Origin of the sequence: Corynebacterium coyleae, assembly GCF_030408635.1 — a bacterium.
Taxonomy (GTDB): domain Bacteria; phylum Actinomycetota; class Actinomycetes; order Mycobacteriales; family Mycobacteriaceae; genus Corynebacterium; species Corynebacterium coyleae.
Genome location: NZ_CP047198.1, coordinates 1383730 through 1406082 on the forward strand (window position 1 = coordinate 1383730; position 22353 = coordinate 1406082).

The 22353-nt window shown below is 61.0% G+C and carries 21 protein-coding genes; 5 read left to right on the forward strand and 16 right to left on the reverse strand.

Translation table 11 applies throughout. The features are described from left to right. The first annotated feature begins 97 nt into the window (after positions 1–97). The 5 genes from tkt to pgl are packed head-to-tail and all read left to right on the forward strand — an operon-like array spanning position 98 to position 6497. A complete protein-coding gene (gene tkt, locus CCOY_RS06745) occupies positions 98–2242 on the forward strand; it encodes a transketolase (protein ID WP_092103101.1) in 2145 nt (714 codons plus the stop codon). 6 nt (positions 2243–2248) lie between these two features. Continuing rightward, positions 2249–3340, forward strand: coding sequence for a transaldolase (tal, locus tag CCOY_RS06750; protein WP_092102633.1), 1092 nt, complete (start codon positions 2249–2251; stop codon positions 3338–3340). Position 3341: 1 nt separating this feature from the next. Beyond that, on the forward strand, positions 3342–4859 hold the full coding sequence (gene zwf, locus CCOY_RS06755) for a glucose-6-phosphate dehydrogenase (RefSeq protein WP_092102636.1): 1518 nt from the start codon (positions 3342–3344) through the stop codon (positions 4857–4859). Positions 4860–4881: 22 nt separating this feature from the next. Further along, complete coding sequence (locus tag CCOY_RS06760; RefSeq protein ID WP_070451416.1) at positions 4882–5802, forward strand: glucose-6-phosphate dehydrogenase assembly protein OpcA; 921 nt, start codon at positions 4882–4884, stop codon at positions 5800–5802. Continuing rightward, on the forward strand, positions 5799–6497 hold the full coding sequence (gene pgl / locus CCOY_RS06765; RefSeq protein WP_092102639.1) for a 6-phosphogluconolactonase: 699 nt from the start codon (positions 5799–5801) through the stop codon (positions 6495–6497). The genes CCOY_RS06760 and pgl overlap by 4 nt, the downstream gene beginning before the upstream one ends. A 7-nt stretch (positions 6498–6504) precedes the next feature. Here the strand turns inward: pgl and secG are convergent, their stop codons facing one another. The 16 genes from secG to fmt form a co-directional block, all read right to left on the reverse strand. Then, the gene (gene secG, locus CCOY_RS06770) at positions 6505–6741 is read right to left on the reverse strand and encodes a preprotein translocase subunit SecG (protein ID WP_070423126.1); all 237 of its coding nucleotides are present in this window, start codon (positions 6739–6741) and stop codon (positions 6505–6507) included. A gap of 67 nt (positions 6742–6808) precedes the next feature. Further along, complete coding sequence (gene tpiA / locus CCOY_RS06775; RefSeq protein ID WP_070484828.1) at positions 6809–7582, reverse strand: triose-phosphate isomerase; 774 nt, start codon at positions 7580–7582, stop codon at positions 6809–6811. 12 nt (positions 7583–7594) lie between these two features. Continuing rightward, positions 7595–8806 carry a phosphoglycerate kinase gene (locus tag CCOY_RS06780; RefSeq protein WP_070770984.1) on the reverse strand — a complete coding sequence of 404 codons (1212 nt, stop codon included), beginning with the start codon at positions 8804–8806 and terminating at the stop codon, positions 7595–7597. 93 nt (positions 8807–8899) lie between these two features. Beyond that, on the reverse strand, positions 8900–9910 hold the full coding sequence (gene gap / locus CCOY_RS06785; protein WP_070451412.1) for a type I glyceraldehyde-3-phosphate dehydrogenase: 1011 nt from the start codon (positions 9908–9910) through the stop codon (positions 8900–8902). A 260-nt stretch (positions 9911–10170) separates the two neighbouring features. After that, positions 10171–11160 (reverse strand): DNA-binding protein WhiA, encoded by a 990-nt coding sequence (gene whiA, locus CCOY_RS06790; protein ID WP_070839051.1) that lies wholly within the window; start codon positions 11158–11160, stop codon positions 10171–10173. A gap of 54 nt (positions 11161–11214) precedes the next feature. Then, complete coding sequence (locus CCOY_RS06795; RefSeq protein ID WP_092102642.1) at positions 11215–12195, reverse strand: gluconeogenesis factor YvcK family protein; 981 nt, start codon at positions 12193–12195, stop codon at positions 11215–11217. Beyond that, positions 12195–13103 carry an RNase adapter RapZ gene (gene rapZ, locus CCOY_RS06800; protein WP_070615004.1) on the reverse strand — a complete coding sequence of 303 codons (909 nt, stop codon included), beginning with the start codon at positions 13101–13103 and terminating at the stop codon, positions 12195–12197. The genes CCOY_RS06795 and rapZ overlap by 1 nt, the downstream gene beginning before the upstream one ends. Positions 13104–13192: 89 nt before the next feature. Next, positions 13193–15253, reverse strand: a complete 2061-nt coding sequence (gene uvrC, locus CCOY_RS06805; protein WP_070451404.1) for an excinuclease ABC subunit UvrC — start codon at positions 15251–15253, stop codon at positions 13193–13195. Between the two features lie 3 nt (positions 15254–15256). Next, on the reverse strand, positions 15257–15790 hold the full coding sequence (locus CCOY_RS06810; protein WP_244268731.1) for a PH domain-containing protein: 534 nt from the start codon (positions 15788–15790) through the stop codon (positions 15257–15259). A 72-nt stretch (positions 15791–15862) separates the two neighbouring features. Further along, entirely contained in the window at positions 15863–16348 is a 486-nt protein-coding gene (gene ribH / locus CCOY_RS06815) for a 6,7-dimethyl-8-ribityllumazine synthase (RefSeq protein ID WP_070423117.1), read from the reverse strand. Between the two features lie 19 nt (positions 16349–16367). Then, a complete protein-coding gene (locus tag CCOY_RS06820; protein ID WP_092103104.1) occupies positions 16368–17684 on the reverse strand; it encodes a bifunctional 3,4-dihydroxy-2-butanone-4-phosphate synthase/GTP cyclohydrolase II in 1317 nt (438 codons plus the stop codon). Positions 17685–17695: 11 nt separating this feature from the next. Further along, positions 17696–18283 carry a riboflavin synthase gene (locus tag CCOY_RS06825; protein WP_092102645.1) on the reverse strand — a complete coding sequence of 196 codons (588 nt, stop codon included), beginning with the start codon at positions 18281–18283 and terminating at the stop codon, positions 17696–17698. Between the two features lie 3 nt (positions 18284–18286). Further along, positions 18287–19282 (reverse strand): bifunctional diaminohydroxyphosphoribosylaminopyrimidine deaminase/5-amino-6-(5-phosphoribosylamino)uracil reductase RibD, encoded by a 996-nt coding sequence (ribD, locus tag CCOY_RS06830; RefSeq protein ID WP_092102648.1) that lies wholly within the window; start codon positions 19280–19282, stop codon positions 18287–18289. Then, positions 19279–19941, reverse strand: coding sequence for a ribulose-phosphate 3-epimerase (rpe, locus tag CCOY_RS06835; protein ID WP_070423113.1), 663 nt, complete (start codon positions 19939–19941; stop codon positions 19279–19281). The genes ribD and rpe overlap by 4 nt, the downstream gene beginning before the upstream one ends. Positions 19942–19950: 9 nt before the next feature. Then, positions 19951–21429, reverse strand: a complete 1479-nt coding sequence (locus CCOY_RS06840; protein ID WP_092102651.1) for an RsmB/NOP family class I SAM-dependent RNA methyltransferase — start codon at positions 21427–21429, stop codon at positions 19951–19953. Beyond that, a complete protein-coding gene (gene fmt, locus CCOY_RS06845; RefSeq protein ID WP_070820273.1) occupies positions 21426–22352 on the reverse strand; it encodes a methionyl-tRNA formyltransferase in 927 nt (308 codons plus the stop codon). Before fmt ends, CCOY_RS06840 begins: the two co-directional genes overlap by 4 nt. Between the last annotated feature and the right edge of the window lies 1 nt (position 22353).

Sequence of the window (22353 nt, forward strand, 5' to 3'; positions counted from 1 at the left end):
AACACGCCATAAGGGTCACGCAGTATGCTCTTGGGAGACCTCATCAGACTCAACTTAAGCGAGGAATGAAGTGACGCTGCCACCCGAGCTGCAAGCCATGACTGTCCGCAACTACCCGTCGGATTGGACCGATACTGACACCCGTGCAGTTGATACTGCCCGCGTGCTGGCGGCCGACGCGGTGGAGAACTGCGGGTCCGGACACCCGGGTACGGCGATGTCCCTGGCGCCGCTCGCCTACACCCTGTTCCAGCGTGTGATGAATGTTGACCCGTCCGACAAGGATTGGGTTGGCCGCGACCGTTTCGTTTTGTCCAACGGCCACTCGTCGTTGACCCAGTACGTCCAGCTTTATCTCGGTGGTTTCGGCCTCGAGCTGCAGGACTTGAAGGATCTGCGCACCTGGGGTGCAAAGACGCCGGGGCACCCGGAGTACAACCACACGGACCATGTGGAGATCACTACGGGTCCACTCGGCCAGGGCCTTGCCTCCGCTGTGGGCATGGCAATGGCTTCTCGACGAGAGCGCGGCCTCTTCGACCCTGAGACGCCTGCTGGCGAGTCCCCGTTCGATCACTACATCTATGTCATCGCCGGCGACGGCTGCCTCCAAGAAGGCGTTACCGCAGAGGCATCTTCGCTTGCAGGTACCCAGCAGCTGGGCAACCTCATCTTGTTCTGGGACGACAACCGGATCTCCATTGAGGACGACACCCAAATCGCGTTCACCGAAGACGTGATGAAGCGTTACGAGGCCTACGGTTGGCAGACGCTGACCGTCGAGTCGGGCGAGGATGTCGTGGCAATCGAAGCAGCCGTCGCAGAGGCGAAGGCCGAGACCACGAAGCCGACCATTATCCGTGTGAAGACCGTCATCGGCTACCCGGCCCCGAACCTGATGAACACTGGTGCGATCCACGGCGCAGCTCTCGGCGCGGACGAGGTAGCTGCGGTGAAGGCTGAACTCGGCTTCGATACCGACGTTCACTTCCCTGAGGAAGCCGACGTGATCAACCACACCCGCAAGCTGCGTGAGCGCGCAGCCGAAAAGCGTGCCCAGTGGGATGAGAAGTTCAACGCCTGGGCTGCGGCAAACCCGGAACGCAAGGCGCTGCTGGATCGCCTCACTGCTCGTGAGCTGCCTGCGGATTGGAAGAAGGACTTCCCCACTTGGGAACCGGATGCCAAGGGCCTAGCTACCCGAAAGGCTTCTGAAGCTGCGATCCAGGCTGCGGCCGCTATGCTGCCTGAGCTCTGGGGCGGTTCTGCGGATCTTGCTGGTTCCAACAACACCCTCATTAAGGGCGAGCCGTCGTTCGGTCCTGAGTCGATCTCTACGGAGATGTTCACGGCGAACCCGTACGGCCGCAACCTCCACTTCGGTATTCGTGAGCACGCGATGGGCGCTGTCATGAACGGCATTGCCTTGCACGGTGGTACTCGCGTATACGGTGGCACCTTCCTCATCTTCTCTGAATACCTCTACCCCGCCATCCGCGTTGCCGCACTGTCCGGCATCGATGGCTACTACGTGTTTACGCACGACTCGATCGGCCTCGGCGAGGACGGCCCAACTCACCAGCCGGTGGAGACTCTGGCTGCGCTGCGCGCCATCCCGGACGTTGCCGTGATTCGTCCGGCAGATGCGAACGAGACTTCTGCTGCGTGGATCGCCGCACTCGAGGCGAAGGAACAGCCGAAGGCCCTGGCCCTGTCGCGCCAGAACCTGCCGGTGCTCGAGGGCACCAAGGAGAAGGCGTTCGACGGTGTCGCCCGCGGCGCTTACGTCCTGGTCGAGGGTTCGAAGGAGACTCCGGACCTGATCATCATGGCGACCGGCTCCGAGGTGCAGTACGCGGTTGAGGCCGCCAAGGTGCTCGAGGAAGATGGCACCGCAACGCGTGTGGTTTCCGTGCCGTCCATTGATTGGTTCATGGAACAGGACGACGACTACATCGACGCTGTTTTGCCTCGCGAGGTCAAGGCCCGTGTGTCTGTCGAGGCAGCAACCTCCATGCCGTGGTTCCGCTTCCTCGGCGAGTTCGGCCGCGCTGTGTCGCTGGAGCACTTCGGTGCTTCTGCCCCGGGCGCGGAGCTCTTCGAACGCTTTGGTTTCACCACCGACAACGTTGTCCGCGTCGCCCGCGAGACTCTTGCATGCGTGCGAGATAACCGCAGCGTGCCAACGAGCCAGCGTGTTGGCGACACCGAGTCCGAACCAACCCGCGGCGACGGAAAGTAGGAGTGCATGACTGCTATCGACGATCTGTACAACGTAGGCACGTCAACGTGGCTGGATGACCTGTCGCGTGAACGCATTGCTACCGGCAACCTCGCTGAAGTGAAGGCATCGAAATCGATTGTCGGCGTAACCACTAACCCGGCGATCTTCGCTGCGGCGATGAGCTCGGGCACACACTACGACGAGCAACTCGCCGAGTTGAAGGCTGCTGGATCTGCTGCTGATGCAGCGGTTTACGCAATGAGCGTCAAGGACGTTCAAGATGCGTGCGACCTGTTCCGCGATACGTTCGAGGCAACGGGTGGCAAGGACGGTCGCGTGTCCATTGAAGTAGATCCTCGCTACGCAGCCGACGAGGCAAAGACCATCGCGCAGGCAAAGGAGCTCTGGAACCAGGTCGACCGGGAGAACTTGATGATCAAGATTCCCGCGACCGACGAGTCGCTTCCGGCCGTCACCGCCGCCCTCGCTGAAGGCATTTCGGTCAATGTGACGCTGATCTTCTCGGTAGAGCGCTACCAGCAGGTCATCGACGCGTACAAGGAAGGCATCCGTCAGGCTGCCGCGAACGGCCACGATGTCAGCGCTATCCATTCGGTGGCATCGTTCTTCGTATCCCGTATGGATAGCGAGGTGGACAAGCGCCTCGAGGTCATCGGCACCGACGAGGCTCTCGCGCTTCGTGGCAAGGCAGGCATTGCGAACGCCCGCTTGGCGTATGCACTGTTCCAAAAGGAGTTCGAGGCGGAGCTCATCGACGAACTGCCTAACGGCGCGAACAAGCAGCGTCCGCTCTGGGCGTCAACGGGTGTGAAGAACCCTGAGTACCCTGCGACGATGTACGTCACGGAGCTGGCCGGACCGGATACTGTAAACACGATGCCGGAGAAGACTCTTGACGCGGCGCTCGCGGATGGCGGTGTGCACGGCGACACGCTCACCGGCACCGAAGCTGTCTCCCGCGAGGTGTTTGCGGCGCTGCGTGAGGTTGGCATTGACGTTGAGGATGTCGTCGCCACGCTAGAGCGCGAAGGCGTAGAGAAGTTTGTGGACGCGTGGCAGGAGCTGCTCGATTCGATGAAAGCTAAACTCGCCTAATGTGACTAACCCACTCCGTTCCCCTGAGGACAAGCGGCTGCCCAAGATCGCCGGACCTTCCGGCATGGTTATCTTCGGTGTGACCGGCGATCTGGCCCGCAAAAAGCTTCTTCCCGCGATCTATGATCTAGCGAATCGCGGTCTGCTCCCCGGCGGGTTCACGCTCGTCGGCTACGGGCGGAGGGACTGGACACAGGCTGATTTTCAGGCCTATGTCCGTGAAGCAATCGATGCGGGCGCGCGCACTAGCTTTCATGAGAATGTGTGGCAGCGCCTCGCTGAAGGTCTTCAGTTTGTCAAGGGCAACTTTGATGACGACGACGCCTTCGACGTCCTTGCGGCCACGTTGAAACGCAGCGACGCGGAACGCGGCACTGCTGGCAACTGGGCGTACTACCTGTCGGTACCTCCCGATTTTTTCGCGGATGTGATCCACCAACTTGATCGCAGTGGTATGGCCCACGCAGGTGAAGGCGAGTGGCGGCGCGTGATCATCGAGAAGCCATTTGGGCACAACGCGCAGTCAGCGCACCAGCTCAACGAGGTGGTAGGCGCCGTGTTCGACGAGCGCTCCGTGTTCCGCATCGACCATTATCTGGGCAAAGAAACCGTCCAAAATATTTTGGCCCTGCGCTTTTCTAACCAGCTCTTCGAGCCCGTGTGGAACTCGCACTACATCGACCATGTGCAGATCACCATGGCCGAGGACATCGGCCTCGGTGGTCGGGCGAGCTACTACGACGGCATCGGCGCAGCGCGCGATGTTATCCAGAACCACCTGATTCAACTGCTCGCGTTGGTTGCCATGGAGGAGCCGACATCGTTCTCGCCACGGCAGCTACGCGCGGAGAAGCTTAAGGTGCTTCGTGCCACCACCGCTGTCGGCCCGTTCTCTGAGACGACGGCACGCGGCCAGTACACCGCGGGTTGGCAGGGCTCTGAACGCGTCGTAGGGCTGCGGGAGGAAGACGGATTCGATCCGAATTCGACAACTGAGACGTACGCAGCATGCACGCTAGAAATCGCGTCGCGACGCTGGGCTGGTGTGCCGTTTTATCTGCGCACCGGCAAGCGCCTAGGCCGACGGGTGACCGAAATCGCGCTTGTCTTCAAACAACCCCCGTACCAGCCGTTTACAGAAGGCCAGACGGATTTGCTGACCAACAACGCAGTGGTCATCCGCGTCCAGCCCGACGAAGGTGTTCTCATGCGCTTCGGTTCGAAGGTCCCTGGTGCGGGTATGGAGCTTCGGGACGTGAACATGGATTTCCACTACTCGGAGGCGTTCACGGAACAGTCCCCAGAGGCGTACGAGCGTCTCATCCTTGATGCGCTGCTTGACGAGTCCAGCCTGTTCCCCACCAACGCCGAGGTGGAGCGCAGTTGGCAGATTCTGGATCCGGTGTTGGACTACTGGGCGGAACATGGCGCCCCTGAAGACTATGAGGCAGGCACCTGGGGTCCTGCGTCCGCTGATGAGATGCTTGCCCGCGAGGGCCGGGCGTGGCGTCGTCCGTAACGGAGCAGAAAGGGTTCGACGTATGATCATCGATCTTCCTAACACCACCACGAAACTGATTGAGACGTCACTCGCACGCGTGCGCGAGAGCCATTCGCTAGCTACCGGTCGCGTCCTGACGCTTTTGGTTGCGGTAGATGAAGACAGCGAGCTTCTCGACGACACCTTGTCCACCCTCCGGGACGCCTCTTTCGAGCACCCAGCACGTGTACTCGTGCTGGTCTCCGGCGACCCGGCTAAGGAATCGCGTCTCGACGCCCAAGTGATGGTTGCGTCCAACGCAGGCGCCTCCGAGGTCGTCGTCATGCATCTGCGCGGGGAATTGACGCAGCACCTCGGTGCGGTGGTGACACCCCTTCTGCTTCCCGACACCCCCGTTGTCTCATATTGGCCAGGCGCTGCTCCAAAACGGCCCGCCGAAGATCAGTTGGGACACATTGCGCAACGTCGCATTACCAACATTCGTGGTGCGAGCCGCGATGGATCGCTCGCGGAGTTGGCGGCAGGCTATACGCCCGGCGATTCCGATATGTTGTGGTCTCAAATCACTCCCTGGAGGGGAATTCTCGCTTCGGCGCTTGACCGGTTCCCTGAGCACACAATCACGGGTGCAGAGGTCGCCGGTGCTCCTGGAGACCCCAGCGTGGATCTTGCGGCCGGCTGGCTCGCTGACAGCCTCGATGTGGAGGTAACACGTTGCGATGAGCATATCTCCGGCTTCCCCATCGCCCACACCATCATCCACACTGACGGCGGCGATGTTGAAGTCGTTGCTGAGGGTGAGTACACGGTACGCATTTCGGTACCAGACATGGCTGACTCGCGCGTCGCAATGGGTGAGCGCACTGACGCCGAATGTCTTGCCGAAGAACTTCGCCACCTCGGTCCCGATGCCATCTACGGCAACGCTTTGAACGGCTTAGGAAAGGTACGACACGCATGATTTATCCGAATCTCGAGGCTCTTATCGACGACACCGCCGCCGACGTTGCGGCCGCCATCCGCGACGCTCAGCGCTCTGGCGACGGCCGCGCTCGAGTGGTACTGACCGGCGGAACCGCGGGCATCGCTCTCCTGCGACGTCTGCGCACCGAAGCGATCGACTGGGCAAACGTAGACGTGTTTTTCGGCGATGAACGCAACGTACCGGTAGACCACCCCGAGTCCAACGAGGGCCAGGCCCGGGAGGCGTTGCTTGACCATGTCGACATACCCGAAGCGAACATCCACGGCTACGGGTTGGACGGTGGGCCCATGGATGCCGCGGTAGCGCGTTATGAAGCAGCCTTAGCGGAGTTTGCGCCGGATGGCTTCGACCTCCACTTGCTCGGTATGGGCGGCGAGGGTCACATCAACTCGCTGTTCCCTCACACCAGCGCCGTGCGCGAACATGATGCCATGGTCGTCACGGTTACTGACTCCCCCAAGCCACCAGCCGAGCGGGCAACCCTGACCCTGCCTGCGGTCCAGTCAGCCGACCGTGTGTGGTTGCTCGTTTCCGGCGCAGAGAAAGCCGAGGCTGCCTCCCACGCAGGTGACGGTGTTACGGCAGCTCAGGATTGGCCGGTCGCCGGCGCAGTTGGGCGTAAAGAAACGGTCCTGCGCATCACCGATGATGCAGCAGGACCGTTGAACTAATTCGCTGTTAGGACGCGAACGTCTGGATCAGGTTCAGACCGATGATGCAGGCGATCCAGATGATCGCCATCAGCACGGTCACGCGGTCCAGGTTGCGCTCCACGGTGGTGGAGCCGGACAGGTTCGCCTGAACACCGCCACCGAAGAGGCTGGACAGACCGCCGCCCTTGCCTTTGTGCAGCAAGACGAACACGGTCATGAGGATCGCCGAAATCACCAGCACGATCTCGAGAGCAAGAGCCATCTGCGATACCTTTCCAAATCACATTGGTGCAAACTCTGTTGAGCCTACACCACTTTCTGGTGGGACCTTACATCGACGCGTTCGCGGCAGCGGCGGCAAGCTTCGCAAACTCCTGGCCATCCAGGGAGGCGCCGCCGACGAGTCCACCGTCGACGTCGGGCTGGCCCACGATCTCTGCGACGGTGTCCGTTTTCACCGAACCGCCGTAGAGGATGCGGACCTGATCGGCTGCGTCGTCGCCCGCAAGCTCACGGACAAGTTCACGGATGCCGTGGCAGACCTCTTGGGCGTCCGCGGCGGAGGCTACCTTGCCAGTACCGATTGCCCAGACGGGCTCGTAGGCGATGACGACCTTGGACGCATCCACACCAGCTAACGACTCACGCGTTTGCTTGACCACGAAGTCGAGGTGGTCGCCCGCCTCGCGGACCTCGAGTGGCTCGCCGACGCAGACGATTGGCGTGATGCCGTGTTCAAGGGCCTTCTTCGCCTTGGCAGCGACCTGCTCATTGGTTTCGCCGTGGTACTCGCGACGCTCCGAGTGGCCGACGACCACCCAGGTGCAGCCGAGCTTCTCCAGCATCGCGGCAGAAATGTCGCCGGTGTACGCGCCGTTGTCGTGCTCAGACACGTCCTGCGCGCCGTAGGTGATCTGGAGCTTGTCGCCTTCCACCAACGTCTGGATTGAACGAAGGTCTGTGAACGGGACAGTCAGGGCGATATCGACTACCTCGTAACCATCCTTCGGGAACGCGAAGACAAGCTTCTGCGCGCTCTGGATCGCCTCAAGGTGATCGTGGTTCATCTTCCAGTTGCCCGCGATGAGTGGTGTACGTGCCATGGATAGACCTCCTTACTGCAGAACAGAAACGCCAGGCAGGTCCTTACCCTCAATCAATTCGAGGGAAGCGCCACCGCCGGTCGAAATGTGGGAGAAGCCCTCTTCGTCGAGGCCCAGAGTGCGCACGGATGCCGCCGAGTCGCCGCCGCCGACAACCGTGAAGGAACCGTTGTCCTTCGTCGCTGCGATCATTGCCTCAGCCACTGCCTTGGTGCCGTCGGCGAAGTTCGGGAACTCAAACACACCCATGGGGCCGTTCCAGAACACCGTCTTGGAGCCCTTGATTGCCTCGGCGTAGTTCTTTGCGGTCTCCGGTCCGATATCCAGGCCCATCCAGCCCTCCGGAATCTCATCCAGACCGACGACCTTCTTCTCGGTGTCCTTGTCAAACCCAGCACCCGCAGCGACATCAACCGGCAGAAGCAGCTTCTCGCCGAAACGTGCGATGAGCTCCTTGCAGGTATCGATCATGTCGTCCTGCAGCAGCGACTTCTGCACGTTGTGGCCCTGGGCCGCAAGGAAGGTGAAGCACATGCCACCACCGATGATGATCTTGTCTGCCTTCTCTGCAAGCGCCTCGATCACACCGAGCTTGTCGGACACCTTCGAGCCACCGAGCACCACAATGTAGGGGTTCTCTGGCTTGTCCTTGACCGCAGACAGGATCTCTACTTCCTTATCGACGAGGAAGCCTGCGTACGCCGGCAGCTTCTTCGCAACGTCGTACACGGACGCCTGGGCACGGTGCACAACGCCGAAACCGTCAGAGACGAACGCGCCGTTGTCAGCCGCCAACGCAGCGAGCTCAGCTGCGAACTCCGCGCGCTCCGCCTCGTCCTTTGAAGTCTCGCGCGGATCGAAACGAACGTTTTCCAGGAGCAGAATCTCGCCCTCGGTCAGGCCGTTGGCACGCTCGTGGGCGTCCTCGCCACTGACGTCGCCTGCCAGCGGGACAAACTGCCCGAGACGTTCCGACAGTGCCTCTGCAACCGGTGCGAGAGAAAACTTCGGGTTCACCTCGCCCTTCGGGCGGCCGAGGTGTGCCATAACGATGACCTTCGCGCCGCCGTCGAGAAGCGCCTTCAGCGTAGGCAGCGACGCGTCAATGCGACCGGCATCGGTGATGTTGCCGTTCTCGTCGAGCGGAACGTTGAAGTCGGAACGAACGAGGACGTGGCGGCCGTCGACGCCTTCGTCGAGAAGCTGCTGCAAGTTCTTAGTCAAGGGGTCTCTCCTTTTAGTTCGGTGAACGCATCCCATCGTATGAAAAACGGGTCCGCCGCGCTGGAAGCGCCACGGACCCGGGGGTGCCATAACTTAGAGCTTGTCCGCGACCAGCTTGGTCAGACGGATGTACTGGGCGGTGTAAGACCACTCGTTGTCGTACCACGAGATGATCTTGACTAGGTTGCCGTCGATGACGCGAGTCATGCCAGCGTCGAAGATAGCGCCGTGCGGGTCACCGATGATGTCGGAAGAGACGATCGGGTCCTCGGTGTACTTCAGCGCCTGGCCGAACTCGCTGTCCTCCACAGCCTTCTTCACTGCCGCATTGACCTCCTCGACAGTGACATCCTTGCCCAGGGTCACGGTGAGGTCGGTGGCGGAACCGGTGATGGTCGGCACACGCATTGCGAAGCCATCGAGCTTGCCCTCAAGGCTCGGGAGCACGAGCGCCACAGCCTTAGCTGCACCGGTGGTCGTCGGAACGATGTTCTGCGCTGCCGCGCGGGCGCGACGCAGGTCCTTGTGCGGAGCATCCTGGATCCGCTGGTCACCTGTGTAAGCGTGGATGGTGGTCATCAGGCCACGCTCGATACCGAACGCCTCGTCGAGGACCTTCGCAACCGGCGCGAGCGAGTTCGTGGTGCACGATGCCGCGGAGATGATGTTCTCCTTGCCCGTGTAGTCGGCGTGGTTCACGCCCCACACGTAGGTGCCATCAACTTCCTTGCCCGGTGCGGAGATGATGACCTTCTTCGCGCCGGCATCGATGTGCGCCTGAGCCTCCGGCCCCTTGCGGAATACGCCGGTGCACTCCAGCACAATGTCAACATCCAGGTCACCCCAGGCGAGGTTTGCCGGGTCCTTCTCAGCGGAGACCTCAATACGGCGGCCATCGATAGAGATCGAGTGGTCGTCGTACTCGATGTCGTGCTTGAACTGGCCGTAGGCCGTGTCGTACTTCAGCAAGTGTGCGAGAGTCTCATTGTTCGTCAAGTCATTGATTTTGACGACTTCGAGCTCGCCCTTGTACTCGTCCTCGATGATGCGGAGCGCGGAACGTCCGATACGACCGAAACCGTTAATGCCAATGCGCGTAGTCACTGTATTTTCTCCTCGATGGTTGTAGAAAACCTCGTACGCAAGCCAGTGTATCTGCGCCTCTCACAGCCTGCAGGGCGCAAATTCGCCCCAAGGCCCCCTCCCCGCAACCAGGGGGAGCATTCCCCCGCCGTGCCGATTCTGAATGTGGTTTCCCACACCACGACACCTCAGCACCCCCACTCCCCCTGGGGAAAATACCGCCCGCTCAGGGCATCTCATGTACCCCAGAGGAAACTGTGATTCCGAACACGTTCTGGGCGTTAATCTGAATTCACAGGATTCGGAGCCGTTTCCACTCCGTGTGTGTCCGGGATTCCCATCTCGGCTGCTCGACGATCAGCGAGCGACAGCAGTCGTCGAATACGTCCTGCAACGGCGTCCTTGGTCATCTGCGGGTCAGCCAAACGACCAAGTTCCTCGAGTGAAGCATGGCGGTGTTCCACGCGGAGGTAGCCCGCTTCCGCAAGGTGCTCAGGAACATCGTCGCCAAGAATGTCCATCGCACGCTCCACCCGAGCTGCAGCAGCTGCTGCAGCCTGCGCCGAACGGCGAGTATTGGCGTCATCGAAGGTAGCCAAGCGGTTGTTTACCTTCGCTGTCACAGCCTTCGCCGCGCGCTTGCGGTCCCACTCCAGGCGGGTCAGTGGTGCCCCCATACGACTCAGCAGGATTCCGATGGTCTCGCCGTCGCGGATAGTCACTCGCTCCACACCTCGGGTTTCACGGGTCTTCGCGGTCACCGACAGACGACGGGCCAACCCAACGAGTGCGAGCGCAGCTTCCTGGCCCGGGCACGCCACTTCAAGGGTCGCGGTACGGCCAGGCTCCATCAGCTTTCCTCGCGCGAGAAACGCGCCACGCCAAGCTGCCTCAACGCCGGCCATTGATCCTGAAATCACCTGTCGCGGCATACCAACCACCGGGTGACCAGACGCTGTCACAAGCTTCAGCCGGCGGATGACATCAGCCACGTCACGTTCCACCCGAACGACATACGTGGTGTCTTTACTGCCTTGGGCAGGGGGTACGGTCTCGATGGCAGGCTGAACTGAGCAGAGTTCTTGAATGGATTCCGCGAGCCTCACCGCCACCGGCTTCTCGCCGAATTCTGCGACGATGGCCAGACCGTTATCGGAAGGCTGGATCGAGCCGGCGAAACGAATAAGCGCGGTGGCTTCCGCCGCCCGAGCCTCGGTGGTACCACAAGATACGGCGAGTAGCTCTTCTTTCACCTTGCCCGTAAGCGCCAATGTTTCCGTCCTTTCATCGCCCCCTTTAACCCGGAGCAGTGTAGCTTGCTGCTCTTAGCTGCTCGTCGAGAGGTCCTTGAGCGCAGCAGCAAGCTTCAACGGATCATGAAGGTTGCCCTTCACACCATCGTCGCCTTCGACACGTAAGGAGCGGTATTCGACGTCCGCGCCGAGCCGTTCCGCCGCACGGCGGACGTTTTCACGTTCGCCTTGCGTAGTCACCATGTCGCTGTCCGCCAGGAAGCAATCAACCCGCAGGTTGGGGGCGTGTTGCGCAAAGACATGAATATGACGCTCGGTGGTAAAACCATGGGTCTCCCCTGCTTCTGGGGAGAGGTTGAGTACCACAACCACCTTCGCTTCGGTCTCGTTCAACGCATCGCGCACTTGAGGCACCAACAGGTGCGGGATCACAGAGGAAAACCACGAACCAGGCCCAATGGTGACCAGATCCGCGTCCATGATCGCCTGGATGGCGTCCCGGCTCGCTGGCGGTTCGGACGGAGTCAGCCGCACACGGCGCACAGTGCCCGGTGTCGTCGCAACGGCGACTTGGCCGTGTACAGAGCGCAGCACCCGTGGGTCGTCGTCAAGCCCTGCAACATCAGCTTCAATGTCGAGGGGTTGTGGGCTCACTGGAATGACTCGTCCCTGGGAGCCGGTCCATTTGCCAACCTGGTCCAGCGCCGCTTGTGTGTCACCAAGGCGCTCCGCAAGTCCGGCGATGATCAAGTTTCCCAAGGCGTGTCCAGCCATTGCGCCATGCCCACCGAAGCGGTGCTGGAGCGTGTCGCGCCACATTGCGCCGTCCCCGCTGTCGTCGGTAAGCGCTGCCAGCGCCATGCGGAGATCTCCCGGAGGAACAATCTCCATCTCGCGACGCAGGCGGCCCGACGAGCCGCCGTCATCGGCAACTGTCACCACAGCGTTAATACGAGCTGCGCCGGCAACGCGCGCGGCCGTGAGCGTCTGGTAGAGCCCATGCCCTCCCCCGAGGCATGTGTACGTCATCGCCGCGGGATCAGTCGCGCGCATTAGTGCTTCTCCAAATCACGGTGGATGACATTGACATCAACTTGGCCCTGCTGTCGCAGTCGCTTCCCGATCGCTTCTGCGACCGCAACCGAGCGGTGGTGCCCACCTGTGCAGCCAACGCCCACAGTGATGAAGTCCTTACCTTCGTGGCGGTAGCCCTTCAACGTGCTCGACAACAGATCAACGAAATGGTCCACGTATTCCTTCGCACCATCCTGCGACAGGACATAGTCTGCTACAGGTGCGTCGATACCGCGGAAGTCGCGCAGCTCCTCAACCCAATATGGGTTGGGTAGGAATCGCACATCAATGATCAGATCAGCGTCACGTGGCGAACCATGCTTGAATCCGAAAGACTCAATAGTGACGTGTTGACGCTCCACCGGCAGCTCGCCGACCGATGCCTCAACAGCGCGGCGTAGGTCGTGCACAGACAAATTGGACGTGTCGATGATGACATCTGCGGCCGAACGGATGCCTTCCATTTCCTCGCGTTCGCGATCGATGCCGTCCTGCAAGGTACCATCGCCCTGCAGCGGGTGCGTGCGCCGCACGGAGTCGAATCGGCGGATCAGCACATCGTCACGCGCCTCAAGAAACAGCACGAACGGTGAGTAACCACGTCGACGGAGCCCCTCAAGGGTGTCGGCCAATGAACCGTTGAACCGGTCTGCGCGCACGTCCGACACGACCGCCAGCCGTTCCACTGGGGAATCGTCCGCTGCTGCAAGGTCCACAAGCTCTAGAATTAACTGGGGTGGCAGATTCTGAGAAACGAAGAAACCTTTGTCCTCGAATACTTTCGCTGCGGTGGACAATCCGCCACCGGACAAACCGGTGATGATCACCGGACGCCAACTGGCGGAACGCAAATCGTGTGGCAATGCTTGAGCAGAAGCTGTGGACATGGCGCTCATCCTAACGAAGCGCAGCGAGCCGCGTCGCGGTTCCGCAAAAGCTGCCGCAAAAGCTGCCGCAAAGCCAGCCTCACAACCAGCTACGTATGAAGGTGCTCGTAGATCGTCGCGGCGAGTTTCGGACCGACGCCTTTAACCTCCTGGATCTCCTCGATAGAAGCCTCTTTGATCTTCTTCACCGAGCCAAAGTGCTTCACCAAATCGGTTCTCCGCGCGGGGCCTAGTCCCGGGACTGCGTCGAGGGCGGACGCTCGCATGCGCTTCGAGCGTTGCTGGCGGTGGTAGGTGATGGCGAACCGGTGGGCCTCATCACGCACCTGCTGGAGCAGATACATGCCTTCGGAGTTTCGCGGCAGGATCACCGGCTCGTCGTCGTCCGGCACCCACACTTCCTCGAGGCGTTTGGCCAATCCGATGAGTTGTACATCGACGATGCCGAGGTCGTCGAACACAGCCTGTGCGGCATTAACCTGGGGTTTGCCACCGTCGACGATGAACAACTGAGGAGGGTAAGCGAAGCGTTTCGCACCGGTCGATTCGTCGGCCTCGTCCTCGAAGGTCTGCGCCTCAGCGACCTCATCAGGGTTGGCGAGTTTGTCCTCGTTGTAGCGCTTGAAGCGCCGGCGTGTGACCTCGGCGATGGACCCGACGTCGTCGGATCGACCATCGCCGGCTGCCTCCTTGATGCGGTATCGACGGTAGTCGTTCTTTTTGGGCAAACCGTCCTCGAACACCACGAGGGAGGCTACAACGTCGGTGCCTTGGATGTGGGAAATATCGGTGCATTCAATACGCAGCGGCGCTTCGTCCATCCCGAGCGCGTCCTGGATATCTTGCAGGGCCTGCGATCGTGCGGTCAGGTCACCGACCCGCTTCAACTTGTGCTGGTGGAGCGCTTCGGCGGCGTTTTTGTGCACTGTTTCCATCAGTGCGCGCTTGTCCCCACGCTGCGGCACGCGAAGGTCCACAGGCCCGCCACGTAGTTCTTCGAGCAGTTGGGTCACTTCCGGCAGTTCCGCAGGCAGCGTCTCGACGAGAATCTCACGCGGCACCGGCATCGGTGCCGCCGCTTGCGCACGTGACTCCTGATCTACGCCTCGGCGACGAACCTTCTGCGCTTCGATCTTGCGGTCCTCTTCACGCTCTTGCTTCACTCGCTCGACCGCATCCGAGTAGTACTGGACCAAGAAGTTCTGCATCAACGTTGGCAACGTTGGGTCGGTCTGGCCTTCCTCCAGACGTTCTGCGGCTCCGGGCTCATCGCCCGTTTTTTCCACGACCCAGCCCCGCTGTGCACGGATGCGTCCATCACGGACGTTGAAGATCTGCACCGCCGCTTCAAGCTCGTCGGTGTCAAAGGCGATGATGTCCGCGTCGGTGTCTTGGCTGAGGACGACCGTCTGGCGCTCCATTACCTTTTCGACGGCACCGAGGTCGTCGCGAAGCCGCGCCGCCTTTTCAAACTCGAGGTTTTCCGCGGCCTCCTCCATCTGTGCGGTGATGCCACGGACAAGCTTCTCGGAGCGACCTGCCATGAAGCCAAGGAAGCCCTGGACGATCTCGTCGTACTCGGCTTCGTCGACACGACCGACGCAGGGTGCCGCACACTTGTCGATGTACCCAAGCAAGCAAGGGCGTCCAAGGGATTCGTGACGGTTAAACACACCGTTGGAACACGTCCGAATCGGGAACACGCGCGTGAGCAGATCGAGGGTCTCGCGCACCGCCCACGCGTGCGAGTACGGGCCGAAATAGCGCACGCCCTTACGTTTGGGGCCACGGTAGAAGAACGCGCGCGGGTAGCGTTCGCGCACGCTGACGGCAAGCATTGGGTACGTCTTGTCGTCGCGGTACATGACGTTAAACCATGGGTCGAAGCGCTTGATCCATGTGTATTCGAGCTGGAGCGCCTCTACCTCGGATGCGACAACGGTCCATTCGACTGAAGCGCCGGTGTAGACCATCTGCCGGGTCCGCGGGTGCAGAGTCTCCGGTGGCTGAAAGTAGTTGCTCAGGCGCGCACGAAGATTTTTGGCTTTGCCAACGTAGATGACACGCCCGTCGCGGTCCCGGAACTTATACACGCCCGGATCGGTTGGGATCGTTCCGGGCGCTGGGCGGTAAGACTGGGGGTCAGCCAAGGGTTAATCCTTAGGCATGTATTTGGCTTCGAGCTTGCGGAATTGCTCGACAGCCTGAATCGCGCGCTCTTTATCGCCTGATTGGATCGCCCACAGGGTGACGTACTCGAATTCCGGAAGTTCGAGTCGCGCCATGCGGGAGCCCTTGGGAAAGCTCAAACCGTAAATGACGGTCCAGGGGTAGAAACGGGTGCCGATGATGTTGGCTACCTGGACACCGTCTTCGTTGGCGCGCACCCGAGGGCGAGTCAGTGCGATCCAGGACAGGACGGAAATAATCAGGCCAACGCCCACGAACGCGAACTTATCCACGCTGGTAATCGCGATGCCCGAGAATTGCGCGTCCACGGCCCACGCCATGAAGAAATGCACGGCCATGACAAGGATGATCCAGCCGATCGCCACGGTTCGCAGGTACCTCGACGAAATCTCAAGCTCCCACGGCTTCGTCGAGGTGTTGGCGTGCGGATCAAGCGCAGTCAGGTAAGCAGCTTCCTGCTCGTTCGTTATGTGTGTGCCTGCTGGTTGATCAGTCACTTCCGCACTCCTTGTCAACTTGAAAACGCTCTTGCTTCTCGACGACTCCGTGCCGCGCTCGCTCCGGCTACTTTAACCCTTTAGCGGCAAAGCGCGAACTTTCTGCAGTTCAACTAAGGCTCCAGCGGCCGCACGCATCGCTTCGGCGCCTTTGTCTTCTTTCGCGTCTTCCCCACCGGCACGCTCGTAAGCCTGGTCTTCTTCTTCAACCGTGAGCACGCCGTTGCCTACCGGCGTTTCCTCATCCAATGCAATACGGGTGAGGCCAGCGGTGACAGAGTCGCAAACGTAATCAAAGTGGGCAGTTTCGCCACGGATGACGCAGCCGAGGGCCACTACCGCGTCGTAGCGCTTTGCGCATGCCTGCACCACAACTGGCAACTCCAACGCGCCTGCTACCGCATATTCATCGACTTTAACGCCCAGTTCTCGGGCCTCATCTCGTGCGCCAGCGCGCAGCATCTCGACGATCTTTTCATTCCAGCGGGTGTAAACGACGGCGACGGTAAGCCCCTCCGCTTGCAGGGAATAGTCCTCGGGTGCTCCAGTAGCTGCCACTGGTGGGTCTCCTTGATACCTAGTTGGTGTGGTGTTGTGGGTGTTGTGTGTTGTGTTCTTCAGTCCAACCGAGAATGCCGGGCAGGTCGTGTCCCATCCTGTCGCGCTTCGTCCGCAAATAGGCGATGTTGTCGTGGTTAGGAACCACTTCGATCCTACTGCGGTGAGCAACCTTGGGGATCAGACCGGCAAAGGCATCGACTTTTTGGGGATTGTTGGTCATCAGATCGACCGAACCGATACCCAGGTCTGCAAGGATGTCGCTTGCTGCGGAATAGTCGCGTGCGTCGACTGGCAGGCCTTGTTCAAGGTTTGCATCAACGGTGTCGAGCCCGTCGTCCTGTAAACGGTAGGCGCGCAGCTTGGCGAGTAACCCGATTCCGCGTCCCTCATGTCCACGCAAGTAGACGATAACGCCGCGGCCTTCCTGCTGAATGCGGCGCATTGATTCCTGAAGCTGCGGACCACAGTCGCAACGGCGGGAGCCAAACACATCGCCGGTGAGACATTCCGAATGCACGCGGACGAGAACGTCCTCGGCGTCGCGCAGTGCATCAAGTTCCCCAGCGATCAGCGCAACATGCTCGGTCTCAGTCAACGTATCCAGGTAGCCAACCGCAGTGAATTCACCGAACTCCGTTGGTAAACGAGTAGCAGTGCTGCGTTCGACAAATCGTTCATGCTGGCGACGGTACGCAGCGAGCTGCTCGATCGAAATCATCGGAAGCCCGTGCGTATTCGCGAACCTGCGGAGCTCGTCGAATCGAGCCATGTCTGCAGGGTCATCTTCAGAAACGATCTCGCACAGGGCACCGACAGGGGCCTTACCCGCAAGCGTCGCAAGGTCTACCGCTGCCTCCGTGTGTCCATCCCGGACAAGTACTCCCCCGTCACGCGCCCGCAGGGGCACAACGTGTCCGGGCCTCGTAAACGACTCTGGGGTCGCGGAATCGTCGGCAAGCAATGCGATCGTCGTGGCGCGCGAACGTGCGGAAATACCGGTGGTGCCGGTTGCTGCATCAACGGTCACGGCGTAGGCAGTCCCGTGCAGGTCCTGGTTTTGCGCAACCATCGGGGGCAGATCGAGGGCAGTAGCCCGCTCGTCCGACATGGACACGCAAATGTAGCCAGAGGTGTACCTCACCATAAACGCCACCAACTCCGGCGTGGCGTCTTGTGCGGCGAAGATGAGATCGCCCTCGTTTTCGCGATCCTCACTGTCCACGACGACGACTGCTTTGCCCTCGCGGATGGCGGCAATCGCCTCCTCCACAGTGTTCAACTCGGTGTCCAAGTCGGTGGTGTGATTACCGGCGCTACCGGCGGATGCTGTCATACCGTTCAACCCTAGCCCTGCACCATTTTCTCAACGTACTTGGCCACGATATCCACCTCAAGGTTCACCGGATCACCGACCGTAAGGTCACCAGCAGTGGTATCGCGCAGCGTGGTGGGGATCAGCGACACCTCGAAAAAATCGTCTCCAACCGCGGAAACCGTCAGCGACGTTCCGTTGACCGTAATGGATCCTTTCTCCACCACATACCGACCAAGATTCGCGGGCAGAGTGAAGCGCACTACCTCCCAGTGCTGCGAAGGCGTGCGAGAGACAACCTCGGCGACACCATCGACGTGGCCCTGCACGATATGTCCGTCCATGCGCTGACCAGCAGCCAACGCGCGCTCTAGGTTGACCTTGCTCCCCTCGCTATAGGTGCCGAGACGCGAGCGATCCAGCGTTTCGCGCATCACGTCAGCGGTGAATACGCCAGCAACGTTGTCAACCACCGTCAGACACACGCCGTCGACCGCGATGGAGTCCCCCGGTGATGCATCCTCGGTGACCTTCGGCGCACGCACCGCGATCCGAACGGCATCCTCGAGCTGCTCAAGCGTGTCGACGACACCAATCTCCTCAACGAGTCCCGTAAACACAGTTCAGTCCTTCTCCATTTCCATAAGCACATCGTTGCCGATCCGGCGCACATCAGTGGTGCGGAAACGTTTAGCGTCGCCAATCGTTCCCGCGATTTCGCGGTCGAGCACTCCCCGCCCGGCCCCCAGCAGTGCAGGGGCAATGTAGGCCTGCACCGCGTCGACCAGGTCGAGTTCCAGGAAACTCGCCGCCAATGTTGCCCCGCCTTCTACAAGCACATCTCTCGCGCCGCTATTCCACAGCGCTGTCAGCGCGGCCTGTGGAGTGTCGTATTGCTCAAACCCGAGCTCGGTCAGGTTGCCGCTGGGAACAGCCCGCTTACCGACGACCACACGTCGCGGCTGGTGCTCATACAGAGCGCCATCGCTGTGGCGGGCGGTCAACGATGAGTTGTCAGCAAGCGCGGTCCCCGTGCCAATGACAATCGCGTCACGTTTCGTGCGATCTGCGTGCACAGCGGCGCGGGCTTCGTCGCAAGTGATCCACTTGCTCGTCTTATCGGCCGCTGCCGTAAACCCGTCCAGCGTCGACGCAAACTTCAGCGTCACACTCGGGCGGTTGTTGCGCACCGAGCGAAGCCAGGGCTGCAGTGCCTCCACACGGGTGTGAAGTAGGGCCACATCCAATCCATGTGTTCGCAGCCAATCTGCGCCGCCGGATGCAGGTTCAAACGGATCAGCGGTCAGATACACCACCCTCGCAATTCCGGCATCCACCAACGCTTGGGTGCACGGACCTGTCCTGCCAGTGTGGTTGCACGGTTCCAAAGTGACAACGGCTGTCGCGCCCTTCGTCCGTGGTCCCGCTTCACGCAGGGCGTTGACCTCAGCATGGGGCCCGCCCGCGGGAGAGGTCCCGCCAGTCGCGATAACTTCCCCGGATGCGGTCACGATTGCGCAGCCCACCGGCGGGTTCGGCGAGGTCGTCCCGCGCACTGCGTCACCCGCCGCTATGGCCGCAGAAACCGCGTTGGCTAACGCGGGGTTATCACGTGTCACGCCTGCGCAGCCTCAGTTGCCAACTCGCGGAGGCGCTCTACCGCCTGGGCTGGGTCATCAGCGCCGAATACGGCGGAACCAGCAACGAATGCGTCCACACCGGCCGCTGCCGCTTGTGCGATAGTGCTGTTGGCAATGCCACCGTCAATACCAATGATGGTGTCCAGGCCCGCTTCCGCAATGCGATCGCGAAGCGTCATCACCTTGCCCAGGACCTCGGGCATGAACTTCTGGCCGCCAAATCCTGGCTCGACACTCATGACCATGACCTGATCAAAATGCTCGAGGTCATCGAGGTACGGCTCGATTGCGGTCCCTGGCTTGATGGCGAAGCCGGACTGTACACCGAGTTCGCGGCACTGCTTCGCAGCAGCTACATGGTCGTCGGTCGCTTCGACATGGAACACGAGGCGGTCGCCGCCGGCCTTGACGTAGGTTTCAAACCACCGCTCCGGCTCCTCGATCATCAAATGCATATCCAGGAATTGGTCCGTCACGCCGTCAACCGCCTTGGTCACGTCGGGACCAAAGGACAAGTTGGGCACAAAGTGGCCGTCCATGATGTCAACGTGGATCAGGTCTGCGTTGGGGACCTTGCGGACGTCGTCGCCAAGCGCTGCATAATTAGCGGCAAGAATTGATGGTGCGATGTAAATCATGAGGTGTCCTTAAACTTCGGTGGTCGGCTTGGGTCCGAGTTTTCGCAGTACAGCGAAAAACATAGCGTCTGTTCCGTGTCGGTGCGGCCACATCTGGACGCTTGGCAAGTCGCCAACGTCATCCATGCCCGCTGCGTACTGGCTCGCATCGAGCTCCTCGACCTTGCCATCAGCGAGGATCGTGTCGACGATTCCCCTGGTTTCTCGCACATCGGGTGAGCACGTGGAGTAGACGACAATACCGCCGGGCTTAACTAGCTCGATTGCAGCCGAGAGCAATTCGCGCTGAAGCACGTTGAGTTCCGCGATGTCTTCCTCACGCTTGGTCCAACGCGCCTCTGGGCGGCGGCGAAGCGCTCCGAGACCGGAACAGGGTGCGTCGACGAGAGCACGGTCGTAGCCCGGCTCAAGGCCAGAACGACGACCATCGGCAGTATGGACGCGCACAGGAAGATCACGCACGGTTTTCCGAATGAGTTCAGCACGGTGCGGACTCACTTCGACGGCATCAACTACTGCGCCATCGATAGCAGCCAACGCCCCCATGAGTGCCGCCTTACCTCCCGGCCCAGCGCACAAGTCGAGCCATCGGCCTTGTTCGTCTTCGACCGGCACGTCCACTACCGCACGCGCAATCACCTGCGAGCCCTCGTCCTGGACTGCGGCGAGCCCCTCGCGTACCGGCTGCAACTGTCCTGGATCTCCTTCGGGGAGGTAGACGGCGTACGGTGAGTAGCGCCCCTCTTCCCCGCCAGTGACCAGCGCTAACTCCTCTGCGCTCATCTCGCCTGGTCGCGCAACAAGATGTACGACCGGACGGGCTGAATCGGCCTCAAGTGCGGCCTCAAGCTCGTCTTCTCTCGAGCCCAGTGCAGCACGGATCGATTCCGCGATCCACACCGGGTGCGCATGGCGGAACGCCACCGCAGCAAGCGGGTCCTCCGGTTCAAGCTTGCGCAGCCACTCCTCCGCTGGAGTCCGCGTAATCGAGCGCAATACGCCGTTGACAAAGCCCTTGGCCTTGAATTGACCGGCCGCTTCAACCAAACGCACGGAGGTGTCGACGGCCGCATGGTCCTCCACTCGCGTGTACAGCAACTGGTAGGTGCCGAGCCGCAACGCAGTCAGCACTTCAACAGCCATTCGGTCCAGGCCGCGGGATGCGTTGTCTGCAATCACAGCGTCAAGAACACCAAGGCTGCGCAGCGTACCGTAAGTCAGCTCGGTTGCAAACGCCGCGTCACGACCGGTGATCTTTCGCTCACGCAAGACCGTCGGCAGAGTGAGGTTTGCAAACGCCGCGTCGCGCTCGACGCGTACCAACACCTCAAATGCCGCCTCGCGCGCCGGGTCACCGATGCGTGCGGTTTCGTTCACGGGTGCTGCTTCTTTGCGACGCCTCGGCGCCTGCCGCGTGTTTGCTCGCCCGTTTCGCTTCGGCTGGTGTTCACGGCGCCCTGCTGCGCGTGACCGGAATCCACCACTCATTCGAACGTCATCCCTTCCGCCCGCACGTCGTTTGCCAAGCCTCGAGCCCAATCAGCTGCGTTCATCATTTTCTTGCCGGGTGCCTGAATCGTGCTGAGCACGACGTCACGAGTACCGGTTCCCACTCGCACCTCGTTCTTGCCAAATGCAACCTGGCCCGGGGCGAGCTCGGTTGAATCGACAGACGTTACTGGCCCGAGCTTGAACCGCTCCTCGCCTCGCATAGTCCACGCACCAGGCGCTGGAGTATGCGCCCGAATTGCCCGATCGATGACCGTGGAATCGGCGGCCCAGTCAACGCGCGCATCTGCAGTGAGAATCTTTGGCGCATAGGTTCCCTCTTCAGGCTGTGCTTTCGGCGTCAGTGTGCCGGATTCAAGACCATCCATGGTGCGAACGAGCAGGTCTGCGCCGGAGTACGCCAAACGCTCGAGAAGAACACCGGCGGTGTCGTCGTCGGAAATTGTGTCTGTGAGCGTGTCCAAAATGTCGCCGGTGTCCAACCCTTCGTTGATCCGGAACGTCGTCGCACCGGTGGTGGCATCGCCCTCGCGGATCGCGGCCTGTACCGGCGCAGCACCGCGCCACTGCGGCAGCAGCGAGAAGTGCAAGTTCACCCAACCGTGCGTCGGAATATCGAGCATGCCAGCAGGAATCAGGTTGCCGTACGCAACGACCGGGATCGCGTCTGGGGCGATGTCGCGCAGTCGGGCTGCGGTGTCGTCGTCAAGTTTCTCGGGTGTGAGCACCTCAATGCCATGCTCGAGTGCAACTGCCTTCACCGGCGACGGATGCAACGTGCGCCCCCTGCCTTTGCGTGCATCGGGTCGCGTCAGCACGGCCACTACCTCATGTTCCGATGCCAGCAGCCGCTCCAGTGCCACTGCCGCCGGCTCAGGGGTGCCTGCAAATACAAGTCTCACG

Bases quoted from the DNA above. Each gene is read 5' to 3' on its own strand.
- tkt (WP_092103101.1), top strand. From the start codon at position 98: ATGACTGTCCGCAACTACCCGTCGGATTGGACCGATACTGACACCCGT.
- tal (WP_092102633.1), top strand. From the start codon at position 2,249: ATGACTGCTATCGACGATCTGTACAACGTAGGCACGTCAACGTGGCTG.
- CCOY_RS06760 (WP_070451416.1), top strand. From the start codon at position 4,882: ATGATCATCGATCTTCCTAACACCACCACGAAACTGATTGAGACGTCA.
- pgl (WP_092102639.1), top strand. From the start codon at position 5,799: ATGATTTATCCGAATCTCGAGGCTCTTATCGACGACACCGCCGCCGAC.
- secG (WP_070423126.1), bottom strand. From the start codon at position 6,741: ATGGCTCTTGCTCTCGAGATCGTGCTGGTGATTTCGGCGATCCTCATG.
- tpiA (WP_070484828.1), bottom strand. From the start codon at position 7,582: ATGGCACGTACACCACTCATCGCGGGCAACTGGAAGATGAACCACGAT.
- CCOY_RS06795 (WP_092102642.1), bottom strand. From the start codon at position 12,195: ATGCGCGCGACTGATCCCGCGGCGATGACGTACACATGCCTCGGGGGA.
- rapZ (WP_070615004.1), bottom strand. From the start codon at position 13,103: ATGTCCACAGCTTCTGCTCAAGCATTGCCACACGATTTGCGTTCCGCC.
- CCOY_RS06820 (WP_092103104.1), bottom strand. From the start codon at position 17,684: ATGACAGCATCCGCCGGTAGCGCCGGTAATCACACCACCGACTTGGAC.
- rpe (WP_070423113.1), bottom strand. From the start codon at position 19,941: ATGATTTACATCGCACCATCAATTCTTGCCGCTAATTATGCAGCGCTT.
- CCOY_RS06840 (WP_092102651.1), bottom strand. From the start codon at position 21,429: ATGAGTGGTGGATTCCGGTCACGCGCAGCAGGGCGCCGTGAACACCAG.